At 69.3% G+C, this 17,617-nt stretch carries 13 protein-coding genes; 6 read left to right on the top strand and 7 right to left on the bottom strand.

What is annotated here, in order from left to right; genetic code table 11:
• The first annotated feature begins 188 nt into the window (after positions 1–188).
• Positions 189–2,018, top strand: a complete 1,830-nt coding sequence (locus AC0IX4_RS07725; protein WP_471828600.1) for a phosphoenolpyruvate carboxykinase (GTP) — start codon at positions 189–191, stop codon at positions 2,016–2,018.
• A 44-nt stretch (positions 2,019–2,062) separates the two neighbouring features.
• Here AC0IX4_RS07725 and AC0IX4_RS07720 read toward each other — a convergent pair whose 3' ends face one another.
• Genes AC0IX4_RS07720 through AC0IX4_RS07710 form a run of 3 tightly spaced genes read right to left on the bottom strand, consistent with a single transcriptional unit; the run spans position 2,063 to position 4,618 of the window.
• On the bottom strand, positions 2,063–2,977 hold the full coding sequence (locus AC0IX4_RS07720) for an ROK family protein (protein WP_471828599.1): 915 nt from the start codon (positions 2,975–2,977) through the stop codon (positions 2,063–2,065).
• 24 nt (positions 2,978–3,001) lie between these two features.
• On the bottom strand, positions 3,002–3,772 hold the full coding sequence (locus tag AC0IX4_RS07715) for a class I SAM-dependent methyltransferase (protein WP_471828598.1): 771 nt from the start codon (positions 3,770–3,772) through the stop codon (positions 3,002–3,004).
• A gap of 27 nt (positions 3,773–3,799) precedes the next feature.
• Positions 3,800–4,618, bottom strand: a complete 819-nt coding sequence (locus AC0IX4_RS07710) for a class I SAM-dependent methyltransferase (RefSeq protein ID WP_471828597.1) — start codon at positions 4,616–4,618, stop codon at positions 3,800–3,802.
• Between the two features lie 132 nt (positions 4,619–4,750).
• Here AC0IX4_RS07710 and AC0IX4_RS07705 point away from each other — a divergent pair, with 132 nt between their 5' ends.
• On the top strand, positions 4,751–5,956 hold the full coding sequence (locus AC0IX4_RS07705) for a glycosyltransferase family 4 protein (protein ID WP_042576352.1): 1,206 nt from the start codon (positions 4,751–4,753) through the stop codon (positions 5,954–5,956).
• Here AC0IX4_RS07705 and AC0IX4_RS07700 read toward each other — a convergent pair.
• Positions 5,925–7,628, bottom strand: coding sequence for an MmpA family trehalose lipid delivery protein (locus AC0IX4_RS07700; protein WP_471828596.1), 1,704 nt, complete (start codon positions 7,626–7,628; stop codon positions 5,925–5,927). The two genes, AC0IX4_RS07705 and AC0IX4_RS07700, sit on opposite strands and share 32 nt — an antisense overlap.
• A 6-nt stretch (positions 7,629–7,634) precedes the next feature.
• Here AC0IX4_RS07700 and AC0IX4_RS07695 point away from each other — a divergent pair, with 6 nt between their 5' ends.
• From AC0IX4_RS07695 to AC0IX4_RS07685, 3 genes are read left to right on the top strand one after another with little or no spacing between them, the layout of a single operon-like run.
• Positions 7,635–8,870, top strand: a complete 1,236-nt coding sequence (locus tag AC0IX4_RS07695) for a lipopolysaccharide biosynthesis protein (protein WP_471828595.1) — start codon at positions 7,635–7,637, stop codon at positions 8,868–8,870.
• Positions 8,867–9,826 (top strand): fumarylacetoacetate hydrolase family protein, encoded by a 960-nt coding sequence (locus tag AC0IX4_RS07690; protein ID WP_471828594.1) that lies wholly within the window; start codon positions 8,867–8,869, stop codon positions 9,824–9,826. The genes AC0IX4_RS07695 and AC0IX4_RS07690 overlap by 4 nt, the downstream gene beginning before the upstream one ends.
• Positions 9,827–9,840: 14 nt before the next feature.
• The gene (locus AC0IX4_RS07685) at positions 9,841–10,818 is read left to right on the top strand and encodes an alcohol dehydrogenase catalytic domain-containing protein (protein WP_471828593.1); all 978 of its coding nucleotides are present in this window, start codon (positions 9,841–9,843) and stop codon (positions 10,816–10,818) included.
• A 10-nt stretch (positions 10,819–10,828) separates the two neighbouring features.
• Here the strand turns inward: AC0IX4_RS07685 and pgfA are convergent, their stop codons facing one another.
• On the bottom strand, positions 10,829–11,971 hold the full coding sequence (pgfA, locus tag AC0IX4_RS07680; RefSeq protein ID WP_471828592.1) for a cell envelope lipid trafficking protein PgfA: 1,143 nt from the start codon (positions 11,969–11,971) through the stop codon (positions 10,829–10,831).
• A 119-nt stretch (positions 11,972–12,090) separates the two neighbouring features.
• On the opposite strand from pgfA, the gene AC0IX4_RS07675 reads away from it, so the two are divergent.
• Positions 12,091–13,281 (top strand): acyltransferase family protein, encoded by a 1,191-nt coding sequence (locus AC0IX4_RS07675; RefSeq protein WP_471828591.1) that lies wholly within the window; start codon positions 12,091–12,093, stop codon positions 13,279–13,281.
• On the opposite strand, the gene AC0IX4_RS07670 is transcribed toward AC0IX4_RS07675, so the two are convergent.
• Together AC0IX4_RS07670 and AC0IX4_RS07665 are read right to left on the bottom strand one after the other, a co-directional pair.
• Complete coding sequence (locus AC0IX4_RS07670; protein ID WP_471828809.1) at positions 13,164–17,450, bottom strand: alpha-(1->3)-arabinofuranosyltransferase; 4,287 nt, start codon at positions 17,448–17,450, stop codon at positions 13,164–13,166. The two genes, AC0IX4_RS07675 and AC0IX4_RS07670, sit on opposite strands and share 118 nt — an antisense overlap.
• Positions 17,447–17,608, bottom strand: coding sequence for a DUF2613 domain-containing protein (locus AC0IX4_RS07665; RefSeq protein ID WP_471828590.1), 162 nt, complete (start codon positions 17,606–17,608; stop codon positions 17,447–17,449). Before AC0IX4_RS07665 ends, AC0IX4_RS07670 begins: the two co-directional genes overlap by 4 nt.
• Positions 17,609–17,617 lie beyond the last annotated feature (9 nt).

Below are 17,617 nucleotides of genomic sequence, written 5' to 3'. Positions count from 1 at the left end.
TTTTGTGACAGACCGGACATGCCCCGAGTGCCCCGGCCGAAGATCACGGCGTTAACCTCTAGGTCCAGGACACTCGAGGCCCTGCGATCCGTCGATCGCTGGTCACGGGAGGAGCCCGCCCACTGGAACACATGACTCGTCCACAGGCATCGGACGGATCGGTTCCTGCAGCACCCCCAGGAGACAAGATGACCGCGACCATTCCGGGTCTCAACGGAACCGACGGCACGCCCCCCACCACGCACGCCGGCTTGCTGGCCTGGGTACGCGAGGTAGCGGAGCTGACTCAGCCCGACAGCATCGTCTTCGCGGACGGCTCGGACGCCGAATGGAGCCGCCTCACCGACCAGCTCGTCGACGCCGGCACCTTCACCCGCTTGAACGCGGACAAGAAGCCGAACTCGTTCCTGGGCAACTCCGACCCGTCGGACGTGGCGCGTGTCGAGTCGCGCACCTACATCTGCTCGCACCGCGAGATCGACGCCGGCCCCACCAACAACTGGATGGCTCCGGACGAGATGCGCAGCACCATGCGCGAGCTGTACCGCGGGTGCATGCGAGGCCGCACGATGTACGTGATCCCGTTCTGCATGGGCCCGCTCGATGCGGACGATCCCAAGCTGGGCGTCGAGATCACCGACTCCGAGTACGTCGTGGTCTCCATGCGCGTGATGACCCGCATGGGTGCCGCAGTGCTGGAGAAGCTGGGCGACGACGGATTCTTCGTCAAGGCTCTGCACTCGCTGGGCGCACCGCTCGACGAGGGCCAGCAGGACGTCCCGTGGCCCTGCAACGACACCAAGTACATCTCGCACTTCCCCGAGGATCGTGAGATCTGGAGCTACGGCTCGGGCTACGGCGGCAACGCTCTGCTGGGCAAGAAGTGCTACTCGCTGCGCATCGCGTCGGCCATGGCCCACGACGAGGGCTGGCTGGCCGAGCACATGCTGATCCTCAAGCTGATCTCCCCCGAGGACAAGGCGTACTACATCGCCGCGGCCTTCCCGTCCGCGTGCGGCAAGACCAACCTCGCGATGATCCAGCCCACCATTCCGGGGTGGCGCGCCGAGACCGTGGGCGACGACATCGCCTGGATGCGCTTCGGCAAGGACGGTCGCCTCTACGCCGTCAACCCGGAATTCGGCTTCTTCGGTGTCGCACCCGGCACCAACTGGGACTCCAACCCCAATGCGATGCGCACCATCGACCAGGGCAACGCGGTGTTCACCAACGTCGCGCAGACGGACGACGGTGACGTCTGGTGGGAAGGCCTCGAGGGCGACCCCCAGCACCTGATCGACTGGACCGGCAAGGAGTGGACGCCGGAGTCCGACACCAAGGCCGCACACCCCAACTCGCGGTACTGCGTTCCCATGTCCCAGTGCCCCTCGATGGCACCGGAGTGGGACGACCCCCAGGGCGTGCCCATCTCGGCCATCCTTTTCGGTGGTCGGCGCAAGACCACGGTCCCCCTGGTGACCGAGGCGCGCGACTGGCAGCACGGCGTCTTCATGGGCGCCACCGTCGGTTCCGAGCAGACGGCCGCGGCCGAGGGCACCGTCGGCGACATCCGACGCGACCCGATGGCGATGCTGCCGTTCCTCGGCTACAACGTGGGCGACTACTTCCAGCACTGGATCGACCTGGGCAAGAACGCCGACGAGTCGAAGCTCCCGAAGGTGTTCTACGTCAACTGGTTCCGCCGCGGCGACGACAAGCGCTTCCTGTGGCCCGGATTCGGTGAGAACTCCCGCGTGCTCAAGTGGATCGTCGAGCGCATCGAGCACAAGGCTGCCGGCGTGGACACACCGGTCGGCGTCGTGCCGACGGCGGACGCCCTGGACATCGAGGGACTCGACGTGGCGGCCGCGGACGTCGCCGAGGCGCTCGCGGTGAACGTCGACGAGTGGAAGAAGGAGATCCCGCTGATCGAGGAGTGGTTCGACTTCGTCGGCGAGAAGCTCCCCACCGGCATCAAGGACGAGTTCGAGGCCCTCAAGCAGCGCCTGAACGCCTAGATCCCCCCTACCTGACGCCCGCTCCCGATTCCCGGGGGCGGGCGTCAGGCGTCTGTCACCAGCGCCGCTGCGCCCGTCAGAGTTCCCAGTGCGCCCAGTGCGGCCGGCACCACGGTGAAGCCGCGCAGGAAGTCCAGCCGGGCATGCAGTGCCACCGTCTCCCGGATGGGGTTCCACAACGCGGGACCCGCCGCGCTGAAGCCCCCACCGATCACGGCCGTCTCTATGTCCAGCAGGGCCGCAGCCGACGCCACTGCCTGACCGATGGCCACGCCGGCGCGCTGGAGCGCTGCCACTGCCACCGGCTCGGCGTCACGAGCGGCGGCCGCCAGTTCGATACCGGTGGTTCCCGTCCACCCGTTCTCCCGCGCCCACCGGACCGAATTGGGTCCGCTCGCGACCGTCTCGACGCATCCCACACCGCCGCACGTGCACGGTTCGATGGACCCGGGGACGACGATGTGACCGACGTGCCCGGCGTTCCCGCTTCGACCGGACACGATGCGCCCGCCCAGGACCAGTCCGCCGCCGATGCCGGTGGACACCACCATGCCCAGCAGGTTCTCCGCGTGTTGCGCTGCGCCGAAACGGTGTTCGGCCAGCGCGGCGCACGCACCGTCGAGCGCCAAGGTGACCGTGGCGTGCGGTAGGACCGAGCGGACTGCGTCGACGAGAGCGAACCCCTCGTACCATTCGGCGATGTTGATCGGGCCCACCGTCCCGGCCACGACATCCACCGGACCCGCCGACGCGATCCCCACCGCCTCGATGTCGTCGAACTCGACGCCGGCTGCGGACACGACCTGCAGGAGCAGCTCTTCGCATGCGGCCCAGACGTTTTCGGTCGGAGTCGGCACCACGACGGGGTTCTGCGGGCGACCGTCCGGACCGACCATGGCGGCGGTGAACTTGGTCCCCCCGATGTCGAGGGCGAGCACGGGCCTGGTCGAGGTCGTCATCGTTCCCACCCTAACGGCGGTCCGTCAGCGCGGGCGCAGGACCAGAACGAGGTTGCTGACGGCGATCTCGCGGAACCAGGGAACGCGGACGCACCACCACGCCCATCGTGGGTGATACCGAGGGAACGCGGCCAGCAGAGTTCCCTCGGTAGTCGTTGTCGCCCAACGTAAACCGTGCGAGGCGCGGATCGGGAACAGTGATGTGCCGAACCGGTTCTTCGGTTCCTTGCCGTGGACTCGGCGATAGCGCCGGGCCGCGCGCTCGCCCCCGAAGATGTGCCACGGACCGGTTTCGTGACCCCCGAAGGGTCCCCACCACATCGTGTACGACAGCACGACGAGCCCACCCGGCGCGGTCACCCGGAGCATCTCGTCCGCCATCATCCACGGTTCGCGCACGTGCTCGGCGACGTTGGAGGACAGGCAGATGTCCACGCTGTCGGATCGTATGGGGAGGGCTGTGCCGGATCCGCGCACGGAGCCACGGGCGTCGAGACCCGCGGCATGCATCTCCGACGCATCGGGTTCGACCGAGACGTAGGTCGCGCCGGCCGCGGCGAACGCATCGGCGAAGTAACCGGGGCCACCCCCGACGTCGAGCACGGTGCAGCCGGCGAGCGACCGATCGGTGGCCCCGGTCCACAGCTCGTCGATCAACCGCGCCGTGTCGTCGGCGAGGGCGCCGTAGAACCTGGCCGGGTCGCTCTGCTCGAACCGGAAGTCCGAGACGAGCCTCAGCGAACGCCGCAGCGTCGCTCGTCGAGCCAGTGCAGCGGTGACGGAGGACGAGGGCACGGACGCTGACTGTAGAGCCTGCCGGTGCTAGGCGGCGAAACGGAGAACCGTGACGGACGTGCGTCGGTCGCGGATGAGCCGGTTGTTCGCCAGCGTCGGCATGGAGTTGAAGCGCCACCAGCCGGGACCCGTCGGGAACAGCACATCGGTCGCGGAGACGACTGCCGGGATCTCCGCGGCGAGCGACGCCCCTCGACGCGACGACATACTGAACGGCATGGCCGGCATCGTGTAGTGCTCGGTCAGGTGGACTCCGGCGACGGTCCGCTGGGACAACCACTCGGGAATGGAGTCGAAGATCATGCCACCACCGGGGAAGCGCGCGGCGCACTGCGTGATGAGGTCGATGGCCATGCGCTCGTCGAAGTACATCAACAGGCCCTCCGCGGAGACGAAGACGCCCGGTTCGGGATCGATGCCGTCGGCCCAGCTCAGGTCGAAGGCGGACTTCGCGACCGGAACGATTCTGTCCTCGTGAGGCAGAACGCGGGCACGCAGGTTCATGACGGGTTCGAGGTCGACGGAGTACCAGTCGTTGTCCGGGCGGCCCAGGCGCCAGTAGGCGGTCTGCAGTCCCTCTCCCAGCGCGACCACGGACGCATGCGGGCGCGAGGCGAGGTAGGCCTGTACGGCGGAGTCGAACGTGCGCGCGCGGAGCGCAGCGGCAGCGGCCGGCTTGCCGAACTTCGACCAGTCGTATTCGATCGACCGGTGGATGTTCACTGCCATGGGGTCGTCGATGACGGACTTCGCACCGGACGCGAACGCGGCTCGGTTATGAAGGGTGTACAGGGTCGTGGAAGATACCCCGTCGAGGGTATTTCCGTCGATCAGCCCAGAAGTCACGACAAAACCTCACTGTTAACCGGATTAGTTGGAGATAAAACAGAACTTAGTGGTTTTTTACGGGCCTGTGGACCATTCGGTGTCGGTCGTTCGAATGAATCAGTGTCGCGGGGGTGACGGGTGGTATCAGAGTTGCGAGAGGTTCTACTTCTCTGCTGGCGTGACAGTGGCCATCCACAAGGTGGGGGCAGCGAGAGCTATCTCGAACACGTCGGCGCCGGGCTGGCCGAGCGCGGTATCGCCGTGACCCTGCGCACCGCGTCGTACCCCGGTGCTCCGTCGTCCGAGACCGTGCACGGCATCAGGATCAGCCGCGCCGGCGGCCGGTACACCGTCTACCCCCGGGCTCTCGCCTCACTGGCACTGGGTCGCCTCGGGATCGGACCGCTGGCCGGTCTACGCCCCGACGCGGTGATCGACACGCAGAACGGCATCCCGTTCTTCGCCCGGCTCGTCACCTCGGCCCCGGTCACCGTCCTGGTGCACCACTGCCACCGCGAGCAGTGGCCGGTGGCAGGTCCCGTCATGGCGAAGGTCGGATGGTGGATCGAGTCCCGACTCTCCCCGCGCGTCCACCGTCGGTCGCAGTACCTGACCGTGTCGCTTCCCTCCGCCGACGAACTCATCGCCCTGGGCGTCGACCGCGACAGGGTCGCCGTCGTCCGGAACGGCGTCGACGAGATCCCGGCGGACGTCGTGCCGGGCGACGTGGCGACACGTGCGGACGTCCCCACGCTCGCCGTCCTGTCCCGGCTGGTTCCGCACAAGCAGATCGAGGACGCCATCGACGTGGTGGCGACGCTGCGCCGATCGTTCCCCGAGCTGCGACTCGACGTGATCGGCGGTGGGTGGTGGGACGAGAACCTGCGAGCCCATGCTGCTTCACGAGGTGTCGGCGACGCCGTCACCTTCCACGGGCACGTGTCAGAGACACGGAAGCACCGGATTCTGGCGCGCAGCTGGGTCCACGTTCTGCCGTCCCGCAAGGAGGGGTGGGGACTGGCCGTCGTCGAAGCCGCTCAACACGGCGTGCCGACGGTCGGCTACCGACACTCGCGCGGTCTGACCGACTCCGTCGTCGACGGGGTCACCGGGGTGCTGGTGGGCGACGAGTGGGTCGGTCAGGACACCGATGTCGCCGATCTGACGGACGCCGTGAGCACGCTGCTCGAGGACGGCGATCTGCGTCGACAGCTCGGGGAGAAGGCACGGCTGCGTACGCGGGAATTCTCGTGGGCGCAGTGTTCGCGGGCCGTCGAGTCGGTGTTGACCGATCACGCGCGCGGGCGTCCGGTCACCGGCCTTCTCACCGAATCCGGTCGCGGCGAACTTCCCTGACGGACACGGCGCCGGCGGCGACGATCGCCAGGGCCCACAGAACGTGCGCCGCTCCGACCGGCCACACCGCACTCGCCACCCGGGGCGCGGGGTCGGGAACGGCGTAGAGCGCCAGATCGTCGTCGGCGTAGACACAGTCGAGTCCGGTGAGAGTGCGCGCGGAGTCGCCGAGTTCGCCGGGCGACGTCTCGACGAGGATCCATCCGACGCCGAGATCCGCCAGGTCCGACGCGGGGGCACCGCGCAGCAGCAGTGATCCGACCCGCCGCGCGACCGTGCTCTCTCCCTGCACCGTGACAGCCCCCACCGGCAGATCCCCGGTCTGCAGCACGTCGGCGCGCAACCATCGCGGGGCCGGGTCGAGTACAGGCGCTTCCCCGGACCAGTCGAACCGTCGGAACGTGCCGCTCGGCAGGACGGCGACCGACGCGTCGGACGTACCTACCCGGTCGGTCACCTCGGCCCATCCCGTCGGATATCGGACCGGGCGCATCGCGCCGTGCACTCCCCATGCCAGGTCGGGGAGGACGATCACGAGTGCCGCGACCGCGACGACGGCGCCGCCCAGACGTCGGCCGTCGACCGCCGCGCCCGCGCAGAGTGCGAGTGCGGGCATCCAGAGGGCGACCCATTTCTGGGAGTCGCGGAACAACCCGGCACCGGGGACCGACTCCGCGGCCCATCGGCCGAGATCGAGCCCGATCGGCGTGGCGGCGAGGGCGATCAACACAACGGACACCGCGCCGGTGAGCAGGAGCGCCGCGGCCACGGGCGATGCGGTACGGCGCAGTCGGGGGAGTCCGGCCGCGGCCAGGCCGAGCAGCACGGCGGTGCCGACGACGGCGAACAGGGTGGTCCGGGACGCGGGGACCGCGTCGGCGTTCCAGATCCCGCCGAGACCCGCCAAGGACCCGATCGTGGCCAGTCCGGGCTCCGCGCGCGCTGCGAACGCGGCGACTCCCGACGGGTCCGAACCGGCCCCGGCCCCGGAGAGCGCGGTGGAGACCAGCCACGGCGCCGATACGACCACGGTCGATACGACGAGGACGGCCACTCGCCACCCGCGGCGCACGCCGCCGGGAGCGCACAGCGTGACGAGGGCCAGAGCGGCGCACATCAGCACACCCGTGGGGGTGAGTCCGGCGACACCGAGACACAGCACGAGCGGCGCCGCTGCCCGCAGATCGCCCCGCTCACGCAGACGACGCGCTGCACAGACGGTCCACGGCAACGCGGCGTACCCGACGAGCAGGCTCCAATGACCCTGCAGCAGGCGCTCGGCGACGTACGGGTTCCACACCGCAACCGTCGCGGCCACCAGCGAGGGTCCTGTCGCGTCGGTGTCCAGCAGGCGCGAGGTCATCGTCGCCGCGCCCAGGCCGGCCGCGACCAGCGCAAGGAACAGCACACCCACCACGAGGGTGCCTCCGTCGATCACGGTGGTGAGCGCGGCGACCGCGGCGTCCTGCGGGACCGCGCGCGCTGCCGAGTCGGACAGTCCGAGGGCGGACTCGGTGAGGTGCGAGCGAGGTGTCGACACGGCGTCGCGCAGCAGGAGGTAGCCGCCACCGGGGAGCAGCGCGCCGAGAAGCGGTCCGAGCGCCGCGGCGGCCAGAACGGTGGACCACCCGGCCGACCACGCCCCTGCCCGCACGCTCGGCCCTGTCATCATGTGGGCATGATCCCCGCGCGCTCGTCCACCGTCGTGGCCGGGGTGAGCATCGTGACGGCCGGATCGATGGTGGCGAACATCGCGTCGTACTTCCTGCACGTTCCCGCCGGCAGGCTGCTGGGTCCGGAAGGCTACGGCGAGTTCGCCTCGTTGCTCGCCGCACAGTTGGTGCTGGCGGTGCCGGCGTTGGCCGTGCAGACCGTGGTCGCCCGCAACAGGGTCCGGGGCGCGGCGCTCGCGGATGTACGGCGTCTCGGGTCGATCCAGGCCGCGGTGGTCGGACTGCTCGCGCTCGTCGCGACACCCTTCGTGGCCGCATTGCTCGACACGAGTGTCGCCACGACGGCCGCGGCGCTGTGTACGGCACCCTTCCTGGTACTCCTCGCGACGGAACAGGGCGTGTTGCAGGGTGATTCACTGTTCGGCGCCCTCGGTGTCGTTCTCGCCGCCGGCGGGCTGGCCAAGGTCGTTCCTGCCGTCACGACGCTGCTGCTGGGTGGATCCGCGGGGCCGGCGCTCCTGGCCGGGGCTGTCGGAACCGCGGTGATGGCTCTTCTCGTCCGCATCGTGGTGACTCGGCGCGCCACGCACAGGGATGGGGGCGGGAGCGCGACCCGGTGGCGCGATGTCCTCGCCGCATCCCAGGTGCAGTTGGTGATCGTTGCCCTGTCGTCCGTCGACCTCTTGCTGGCACGCCGCGTGCTGGATCCCGAGTCTGCCGGTATCTATGCTCTCGGAGCGGTCGCAGCGAAAGCGGCGTTCTGGCTGCCGCAGTCCGTCGGAGTGGTCCTCTACCCACGGATGGCCGACCCGAGACAGTCCGCCGACGCCGTCCGGACGGCTTTCCTGGTGCTGCTGGGTGTCGGATCCGTCGTCGTTCTCGGTGCGGCGGTGGTGGGCCCGGTGGTGCCGCTCGTGATGGGTGAGCAGTACGCCCCCGTGCGGCACCTGCTGTGGCTGTTCGCCGCGCAAGGCGCGCTCCTCGCGATCGTCCAGTGCGGCCTCGTCGCGTCGGTCGCCCGTGGTGACACCCGATCGGCACTGATCGCGTGGGCCGTGCTCGTCGTCGAGGCCGTCCTCGTCCTGTCCGTCGTGGACGGCGTCATCGAGTTGATCGTCGTGGCGACGGCATGTGCCGCGGCGGCATCTGTTGTGGTTTTCACCAGCACTCGGTCCGGTTCGCGTGTGACACGATCGTCGGAGGTGGATCGTTCGGGGACGAGTCGAGGGGTGGGTCCGTGAGGCTGCGTAGGGGCGCGACGGGTATCGATGTACTGCACGAGCCGACGGGTAGCTGGATCGACCTGAAAGCCGCTGGAGGAGAAAGTCTTCCGGTGTCGGTCGTCGAGTTCCTCGGTCTCGGCGAGCGTGCACGGGACACCGCACGGAAACTCGTCGATCGTGCGGTGACCGCCGGCACGGCGACAGCCACGACGTTCTCTCCGCTGCCGTTCGAGCCACGGTCGCTGCGGTGCTTCGCAGGGTGGGACGCGCACTGGCATCAGGCGGCCGAGAGCATGGTGCGGCGCAACCTGCCCGCCGTGCTTCCTCTCGCCAAGACGTACCAGGCGATCATGCGCAAGCCCTTCCCTCCGCTCCGGCCGGGGTCCGCCGTCTTCGAGCACCCGATCTACTACACGGGCAACCATCTGTCCGTCGTGGGCGACGGAGCGCCGATGCTCTGGCCCGGATACACCGAACTGCTGGACTTCGAGCTCGAGTACGGCGCCCTCGTCGTCCGACCGGTCAGAGACGCGTCGCCCGCCGAGGCCGAGGCCGCGATCGGTGGCTTCGTGGTCTTCAACGACTTCAGCGCTCGCGACGTGCAGTGGGACGAGCAGCGGAACGGTCCCTTCGGACCCGTGGTGAAGACCAAGACGTTCGGCAGCTCGATGAGCGCCGAGGTGGTCACCGCCGACGAGGTCCTGCCGCACCTGGGCAACCTTCGCGGCAGCGTCACGGTGAACGGCGAGGTCTGGACGCAGACGTCCACCGAGGGCGGCCGCTGGTCCGTCGCGGACGGGCTCGCCTACGCCAGCCGAGCCGAGGACATCGGCCCCGGTGAACTGCTCACCTCGGGCACCCTTCCGTCGGGATGCGGGATGGAACTCGATCGGTGGATCCAGCCCGGAGACGTCGTGCGCCTCGAGATCGACCGCATCGGCTCGGTGACCAACACGGTGGCCCAGCGCGGCTGACTACGCTCGCGTGCATGCGCGCACTCGTCATCGAGGAGTTCGGTCGGCCCGGCGTCGTCCGTGAGGTGGAGCGTCCGGACGCGGCACCCGACGGTGCTGTCGTCCAGGTGGCGGCCACCGGCGTGTGCCGTAGTGACTGGCACGCCTGGCAGGGCCACGACAGCGACGTCTCCCTACCGTTCGTCCCCGGTCACGAGTTCGCCGGGACAGTCGTCTCGGTGGGCGCCGACGTCGACCGCCGGTGGATCGGACGCCGCGTCACGACGCCGTTCGTGTGCGCGTGCGGAACCTGCGAGACGTGCGCTGCCGGTGACCATCAGGTCTGCCCGAACCAGCAGCAACCCGGGTTCACCCACGACGGGTCGTTTGCCGAGTTCGTGGCGGTGCGGTACGCCGAGACCAACCTCGTCGCACTTCCCGACGCGGTGTCGTTCGACGTCGCGGCGACGCTGGGCTGCCGGTACGCCACAGCGTGGAGGGCGGTGCACCGTCGGGCGAGGGTGCTGCCCGGCGAACGAGTCGCCGTGTACGGCTGCGGCGGCCTCGGCCTGTCCGCGGTGATCATCGCGTCCGCCGTCGGGGCGGTCGTCACGGCCGTCGACTCGTCCTCCGGCGCCCGCGAGCTGGCACATCGGCTCGGCGCCGTGTCGACGTCCGATCGCGTGGTCGAGGACATGCACGTCTCGCTCGAATGCTCGGGGAACGCCGGACTGGCCGATGCCGCCATCGCCGCGCTGCGGCGCCGTGGACGCCACGTCCAGATCGGCCTGCTGCCCGGTGGGGCGCACGTGTCGATGGATGTGGTGATCGCCAAGGAGATCGACGTGCTGGGCAGTCACGGACTGTCGGCGCGGGAGTATCCGGAACTGCTGCGCGAGTTGCCTCACGCGGCGGTCGCCTCGATGATCGCCCGCCACGAACGGCTCGAGGGCGCCCAGCATGCGCTGGACGCCCTCGGTGCGTCGGCAGGAGTCACGCTCCTGCACCCCTGACCTTCAGTGCTCAGTGCTTGCGGAGGTCCGTCCGCGGGATCTCCTCGGTGCGGTCCGAGGTCCAGTCGTGATCCGGTGCAGCACCACGACCGGTGTCGGACGGCGTCCCGGGTCCGTCGGGGCGGGGTCCGACACCGGCGTTCGTCGCGCGGGTTCCCTGGCCGGAGCGGCCACTGCGGAGGAGAAGCAGGATGCCCGCCGCCAGCAGGACGATGCCGAGCACACCGGCGACGATGGGAACCGTGCGGCCGATGAGGGCGATCTCGTCCATGCCGTCACGTGCACGGCCCAACTGGTAGGTCACGGTGTTGTCGTCGAAACCGATGACACCCTTGATGACGTCGACCTCGGGAGTGCCGGCGCGACGTGCGTAGTACTGGTGCACGTCCTCCTGGCCCTTGACGACGACTCCCGTGACCGGCTCGACGTAGATGTCGCGGGTGTTCTCGTAGAACCGGGTCATCGTGATCGGGGTGGCCCCGCCCTCGACGCCCCAGGTGCTGGCGGGCAGGGCGACCTTGTTGGCCGGCGAGTTCACGACGGCGGAGAGATCGACCGCCGGGATCGTCTGGGTGTAGTGGTAGACGGTGACGCCCTCGATCTGCGTCTCCTCGACGAAGGTCATGTCGTAGCTCTGGCGGGCGACGATGTCGAAGAAGGGGTACGTCTGCTTCTCTGCCCCGAACGGGAACTTGTACTGCAGTCCGTCGTGCGCCACTTCCTCGGCGGGCTTGTCGCTCTGGCTCTGGATGGACCCGACCGGCTCGACGGGCATCGACGTCACACGGTCGAGGGTCACGCGGTCGACCGTCGCGGTCAGCAGGCCGGTGTCACCCTGTCGGTCGGTGCGACGCAGAGTCGAACCGGCCTGGACGGTGACGGCGTCCGCACCCGAGGGCTCCTCGGTGGTGACGAAGCGCTGGGAGACCAGAGGAACGTTCTGATCGACCTTCGCCGACCCGGCTGCCAGCGACCGGGAATCGAGGACCGATCCGGTGCCGGTGGAGACGGTGGTGATCTCGAGATCCAGCGGTGTCTTCTCGAGACGGCCGACCGTGTACAGCGGGATCAGGATGGCGACGACGAGGAAGAAGACACCGAGGCCGATGAGGATCGACGGGATCACACGCGACGGTGATGATCTGTTCGCCATGAAGAGGGTCCCCCTGTGAGCTGTGCACCGCGATGTGATGCGTGCTGCCGATGATGGGTCGAACACTAACGCATCGGAAGGTTCGTCGTTCGGACGTGATGCGGCAGACTCGACTCACGATGACCACAGTGCAGAACGACCGTCCGAGCGGGCAGGCCAGCGGATTCGTGCCGGCGCTCGAGGGAATGCGCGGTCTCGCGGCGGTGGGTGTTCTGCTGACCCACGTCGCATTCCAGACCGGGACCACGTCCGTTCCGGTGATCGGCGCCGCGCTGGGTCGACTGGATCTGGCGGTGGCGGTGTTCTTCGCACTGTCGGGTTTCCTGCTGTGGCGACCGCACGCGGCGGCCGCGCGGGGACTGAGGTCCCGGCCGTCGACCAGGACGTATCTTCTGCACCGGGCAGCTCGAATACTGCCCGCGTATTGGCTGGTGGTGGCCGTCGTGCTGACGTTGTTGCCCGGCGCCGGTGGGGGAGTCCGGCTCTGGCTGGCCAACCTGACGCTGGTGCAGGTGTTCGTTCCCCTGACGTTGACCGAGGGCATGACCCAGATGTGGTCGCTGTCGGTGGAGGTGGCGTTCTATCTGCTGCTTCCGCTGATCGGCCTCGCGATGGCGTCTCTCGCCGGCGCCCGTGCCCGGTTCCGCATCCCGGTGATCCTGGCGGTGTCGGTGATCTCGCTCGGCTGGACGTTCCTGCCCATCGCCACGGAGTCCGGCGTCAACATCGAGAACTGGATGCCCGGCTACCTGGCGTGGTTCGGCGCCGGGATGATCGTCGCCGAGGCGGCCGCGAACACGGCCGGTGATTCCGTGCTGGTCCGCATCGCGAGCAGACGATGGCTTCTGACGGGCGTTGCCGCGGTGGCCTTCGCCGTGTCCTCCACGCCGCTCGCCGGGGAGCAGGGGCTGACGACGCCGGCTGCATGGCAGTTCGCGATGAAGGTTCTGCTGGGGGCGGTCGTGGCCTTCTGTTTGATCGCTCCCCTCGTACTCGGTGTCGGCGTGCGCACGCGGTGGCTGGCCGGACCCTTCGCGCTGACGATCGGGCGGTGGTCCTACGGCATCTTCATCTGGCACCTCGCGGTGCTCGCGGTGGTCTTCCCGGTTCTCGGCATCGCGCCGTTCGACGGTCAGTTCCTCGTCCTCGCGGGCGTGACTCTGGCGCTGACCCTGCCGGTCGCGGCGGCCAGTTACGCGCTGGTCGAGGAACCTGTCCGCGTCGCGCTCCGTCGCCGGGAGGAGCGTCGTCGCAACGGAGGTATCGCAGCGAGTGCGGCGGCGGCCACCCCGAGTAGCGCCGCGAGCTGAATTCCCGCCGAGTGCCCGACGTACCCGCTTGCCGATCTCCACGGCCCGGTGGACAGCGCGGCGCCGGCGACGGACAGGCCCAGCCCTGCGACCGCCACCAGCACGCGACCCCGGATGCGCTCTCCCCACCGGTGACCGACGGCCGTGACGGCGGCGGCGAGCAGCACGACGCAGCCGAGAGCGGCGATCCCCCCGATCACCCACACGGCAGCGAGCAGCGCTGCGCCGGCGAGCCAGGGACTGCGCCGGGTCGGCGTCGGGTCCGTCGCCGGATCCGGCTCGCGTCGCCGTAGCGCGAAGAGCCCCAGTCCGACGAGAAGCAGAAGGCCACAGACGATTCCGAGGCGATACCAGGTGTCGGCCGGATACGACAGCGTCACCTCACCGGAGAGTCCGGCCGGGAGAACCCACCCCTGCTGCCACCCGCTGACGACGACCGGCGTCAGCGTCGAGCCGTCGGGCCGCGTCGCCACCCACCCGGTGTTCGTGCTCTCGGGAACCACGAGGATGCGGTCCTCGTCCGATCCGGCCACGACGACGCGTCGGGTATCGGCAGTCCACTCACCGGACGAGACGGCAACAGGCTCCGGTGCGGGTCCGGGTGTAGCAGCGAGCGGTGCCACACGCAGGGCGATGCTGTCCACGACGAACGCGTCACCGGGGTCGACCGACACCGAGTGCGACCCGGCCGGCAGCGGAACAGGATTGGAGACGTTCGCGGACACCGGAACATCGCCCGCGCACACCCGCGCCCGGATCGGTGCGCTGCTCGCGAGCGCTCCCGCGGTGGTCGAGACCGCGGTCTGCACCAACTGGCCCGCCACGGTCATCGTGGGGCCCTGCGCGCAGGACAGCTCGATGACGCGGTCGGGGTCGAACGGCGCCGCAGTCGTTCGGGGGAGCACTGTCAGATCGGCGAGACCGGGAGGGCGGATCTGGTCGAATCCCAGTGCGGTGCGGTCGATCACGTCGTCCCAGTCGACGATCGACAGCACGATCGAGTCGGTCACGGCGGGCTCGAGATCTATCGTCGTCCGTCCCGAGTCGTCGATGTCACGGACCTGCGGACCCGTTCCCAGATTCACCGCGACGCGAGTGGGGTGGGCAGGCAGCGTTCCCAGAGATTGCGCCAGTTCGAGACCGTCGACCAGCGTCGGCCGAGGCAGCGTCACCGTCACGGTGGGGTAGGTCCCGGCGCGTCCGTCGACGGAGTCCTGGGCGGCTGTCCACGACGTTCGTTCGTCTCCGTCGGTCAGCGCGAATGCCGAGCCTCGGACGTCCGAGACCTCTGCGGCGCCGCGAGCGCGCGGACCCGTCCCGTCGTCCAGCAGGTCGGCCAACGCAGGTGACTGCCGGGACCGCAGCCACAGTTCCGGGGTGACCGCGGTACCGGTCGGAACCGACAGAGTCCTCTCGAAGCTGTCCAGCTCCTCCGGTTCCACCGCGATACCACCCGCGCAGCGCACCCTGTCCGGAGTGTCCACACAGCCGGTTCTCCCCGACAGTTCCTGCCCCAGGTCCCATCCCGTGACGCTCACCCCGGGCGCCGGGTCCGGCATCGCGGTGCCGCGAAGGATCGTCACGGGCGTCGGAGCGTCGCTGTCGGAGAAATCGGTCAGTCGAAGATCGCTGATCGCGAATTGGGCTCCGGTGGAACCGTTCTCGGTCTGGGTCGCCGTGATGCGCACGCGTGACGTCGTGCCTGCGGGAAGCGCAACTGTCACCACGTCGCCGGGCTCGCCGATACGAGCGGCAGCGGTGCCGTTGTCCGTCTCGACCTCGACCCACTTCACCGGCGATCCCAGGGCTCCGGGGCTGGTGCGGAACTCGACCACTCCCGAGGAGATCGTCTCGTCCAGGTCCAATTGGATCCACTGTCCGACAGAGCTTTCGAGGCCACTGCTCACCCAGCTGGTCGACGTGTCGCCGTCCACGGCCGCCGCCGGCCCGTTCCCCGGCGCAGCACCACCGAACTGGACCGCATCGGATGCGGAGGACGACACCGTGACCCGTGCCCCCGTCCAGGAGCCCTGCACGAGCGGAGCCGCGTCGACGGGGTAGTCGGGAACGAGGTTCAGTGTCCGCCGAGGATCGTCGGGCGTTCTGAGGGCGCTGCTGTGATCGTCGACCGACCCGAAGTCGACTTCTCTGTTCATCGGGGTATCGGTGACCAGCACGCGGTCGGCGGGAAGCCCGGCGGCCCGCGCGTCACCGTCGAGGAGAACGGGTCCGGCCGGTACCGGATTCAGACCGCCCCGTTCACGGTGGTCGTCCAGACGGGCCAGCACTTCCGGGCCTCCCTGCACGCGCGGGACGTCGGATGCGGCGACCGTGTACGGACCGACGACTGCGTCGTAGTCGGGGTCGGTGGCGAAGATCTCGATCGCCGGGTAGGTCGGACGCAGATCCGAGTCCGCGACGATCCCGTCGACACGGCCCGGTCCGATGTCGTCGCCGAACGTGGCGACGCGGGTGAGGCCGGGCGAGTTCTCGATGCTCTGGTGAGCCAGTGACGTGCGGGTGGACCGCGACGTCTCCGGGTCGAGATCGTTGCGCAGCACCAGGTATCGGATGTTCATCCCGGCCAACGTGTCGGCCATGCCGTCGGACGGTCGCCCGTCGGCCAGCAGGCGCTGCACCGAGTCGAGGGCTCGAATCGCTCCGGGCGGCACCAGCGGGACGGCGTCGCGGACCGCCCAGGGAGACGATGCCAGCGCCTGCAGCGGTTCGTCACGCGTGAGTCCCCAGAGCTGGGCCGCCAACGGTGCACCGGGCACCACGAGAGCTCGGCTCTGCGCCGGAGCCTCGCCGGCGTTGTCGGACAACCACTGTGCGGCCTCCGACCACTCCCCCGGGACCGCCTCGTACGCTCCGCGAGGTGCGAGACGACCGGTCCATGCCAACGACGTCGCCACGGTGAGTGCCACCAGGATCAGAGCTGCGAACGCCATCAACGGTTCGCGCTCCGGGTGCGACGCCGCGCGGCGCCACCGCGGCGACGACACGGTGCCGGGTAGCGGCGCGTGGGTGAGCAGGTGCGCCAGCCCCAGGACCAGCGGAAGACGGATCACCGGTTCCAGCTTGTGGATGTTGCGCAGCGGCGCGCCCGCGGTGTCGAGGAACAGGCGGACCGGCTCCGACACGGGAGAGGCGAGGCCGCCCACGTAGCCCGCAGTCATGCCGACGACGCCCACCATCAGGACGAGCACGAGGCGTCCGCGCGCCGGCATCGACCGCATCGCCAGACCTGCCAGCCCCGCCGCGGCGACGACGCAGGACGCGATGACGGCCGCCGGTTGCGTGACCACCACCGCTCCCGCGATGCGCTCGGGCGAGACGAACGGCGTCCAACTGCTGGTCCCGCGAAGAACTTCCGTGAGCGAGGCCCACTGCGTCGTCGTCCCCGAGGACTCGATGTAGTCGAGAAACGGCGGACTCACGCCGCCGAGGATGAACAGCGATACCACCCACCACGACGTCGCGGCGACCAGCGCCGGGATCCACCACAGCGTGAAGCGTCTCCAGCGTGCATCGGGGCGATGCGCCAGCCACCACACCACGGCGACCAGGGTCGCCGCTGCGGTCGCGACCGCGTTCACCGCCCCCATCAGGGCGACCGCCACGGCCGACGATGCCGCCGCGCGCGGTATCGACACAGGCTTGCCCGAGAAGACACGCACCAGGGGGATCAGCACCCACGGCGCCAGCATCATCGGCAACGACTCCGAACTGATGGACCCCAGCGTGGTGATCACCCGAGGGGCCAGCGCGAACGCCAGCGCCGCGACCACTCGCGATCCGCGACCGCCCACCCCGAGGGCCTCGCACAAGCGGATGATGCCCCAGAACCCGGCGAACAGCAGGACCGCCCACCACAGGCGTTGGGTCACCCAGCCGGGCAACCCGAGGATGTCACCGAGCGCGAAGAACGATCCGTGGGGAAAGAAGTATCCGTACGCCTGATTCTGAACCTGCCCGAACGTGGCGTCGGATGTCCAGAGATGAGACGCGCGAGAAAGAAAGCCGAGCGGGTTCTGCGTCAGGTCGTACTTGGTGTCCGCGACCGTCAGGCCCGGAGCCTGGACGAACGCCAGAACCAGCGCACCCAGCGCAGAGAAGAAACGCCACCGAGGCCCGACGGGCGCGGTGGCGGGAGCCGACGACGTCAGCGGCTGCCGTACTCGACCTGGTTCAGAAGGGAGGAGTCGGCGGTAGCGGAACGATCGACATCCGGGCGGGTGTTCGACGAGGCAGCAGCCGTCGCACCGAACACGACGGCAACGCCCAGAACGGCCCCTACAACTGCGCTGATCGCTGCGGTCTTCACACCGGCGAA

Source organism: Rhodococcus sp. AC861, from assembly GCF_979256035.1.
The sequence above is the reverse complement of the archived record's forward strand: the minus strand, read 5'-3'. Positions and strand labels throughout refer to the sequence as shown.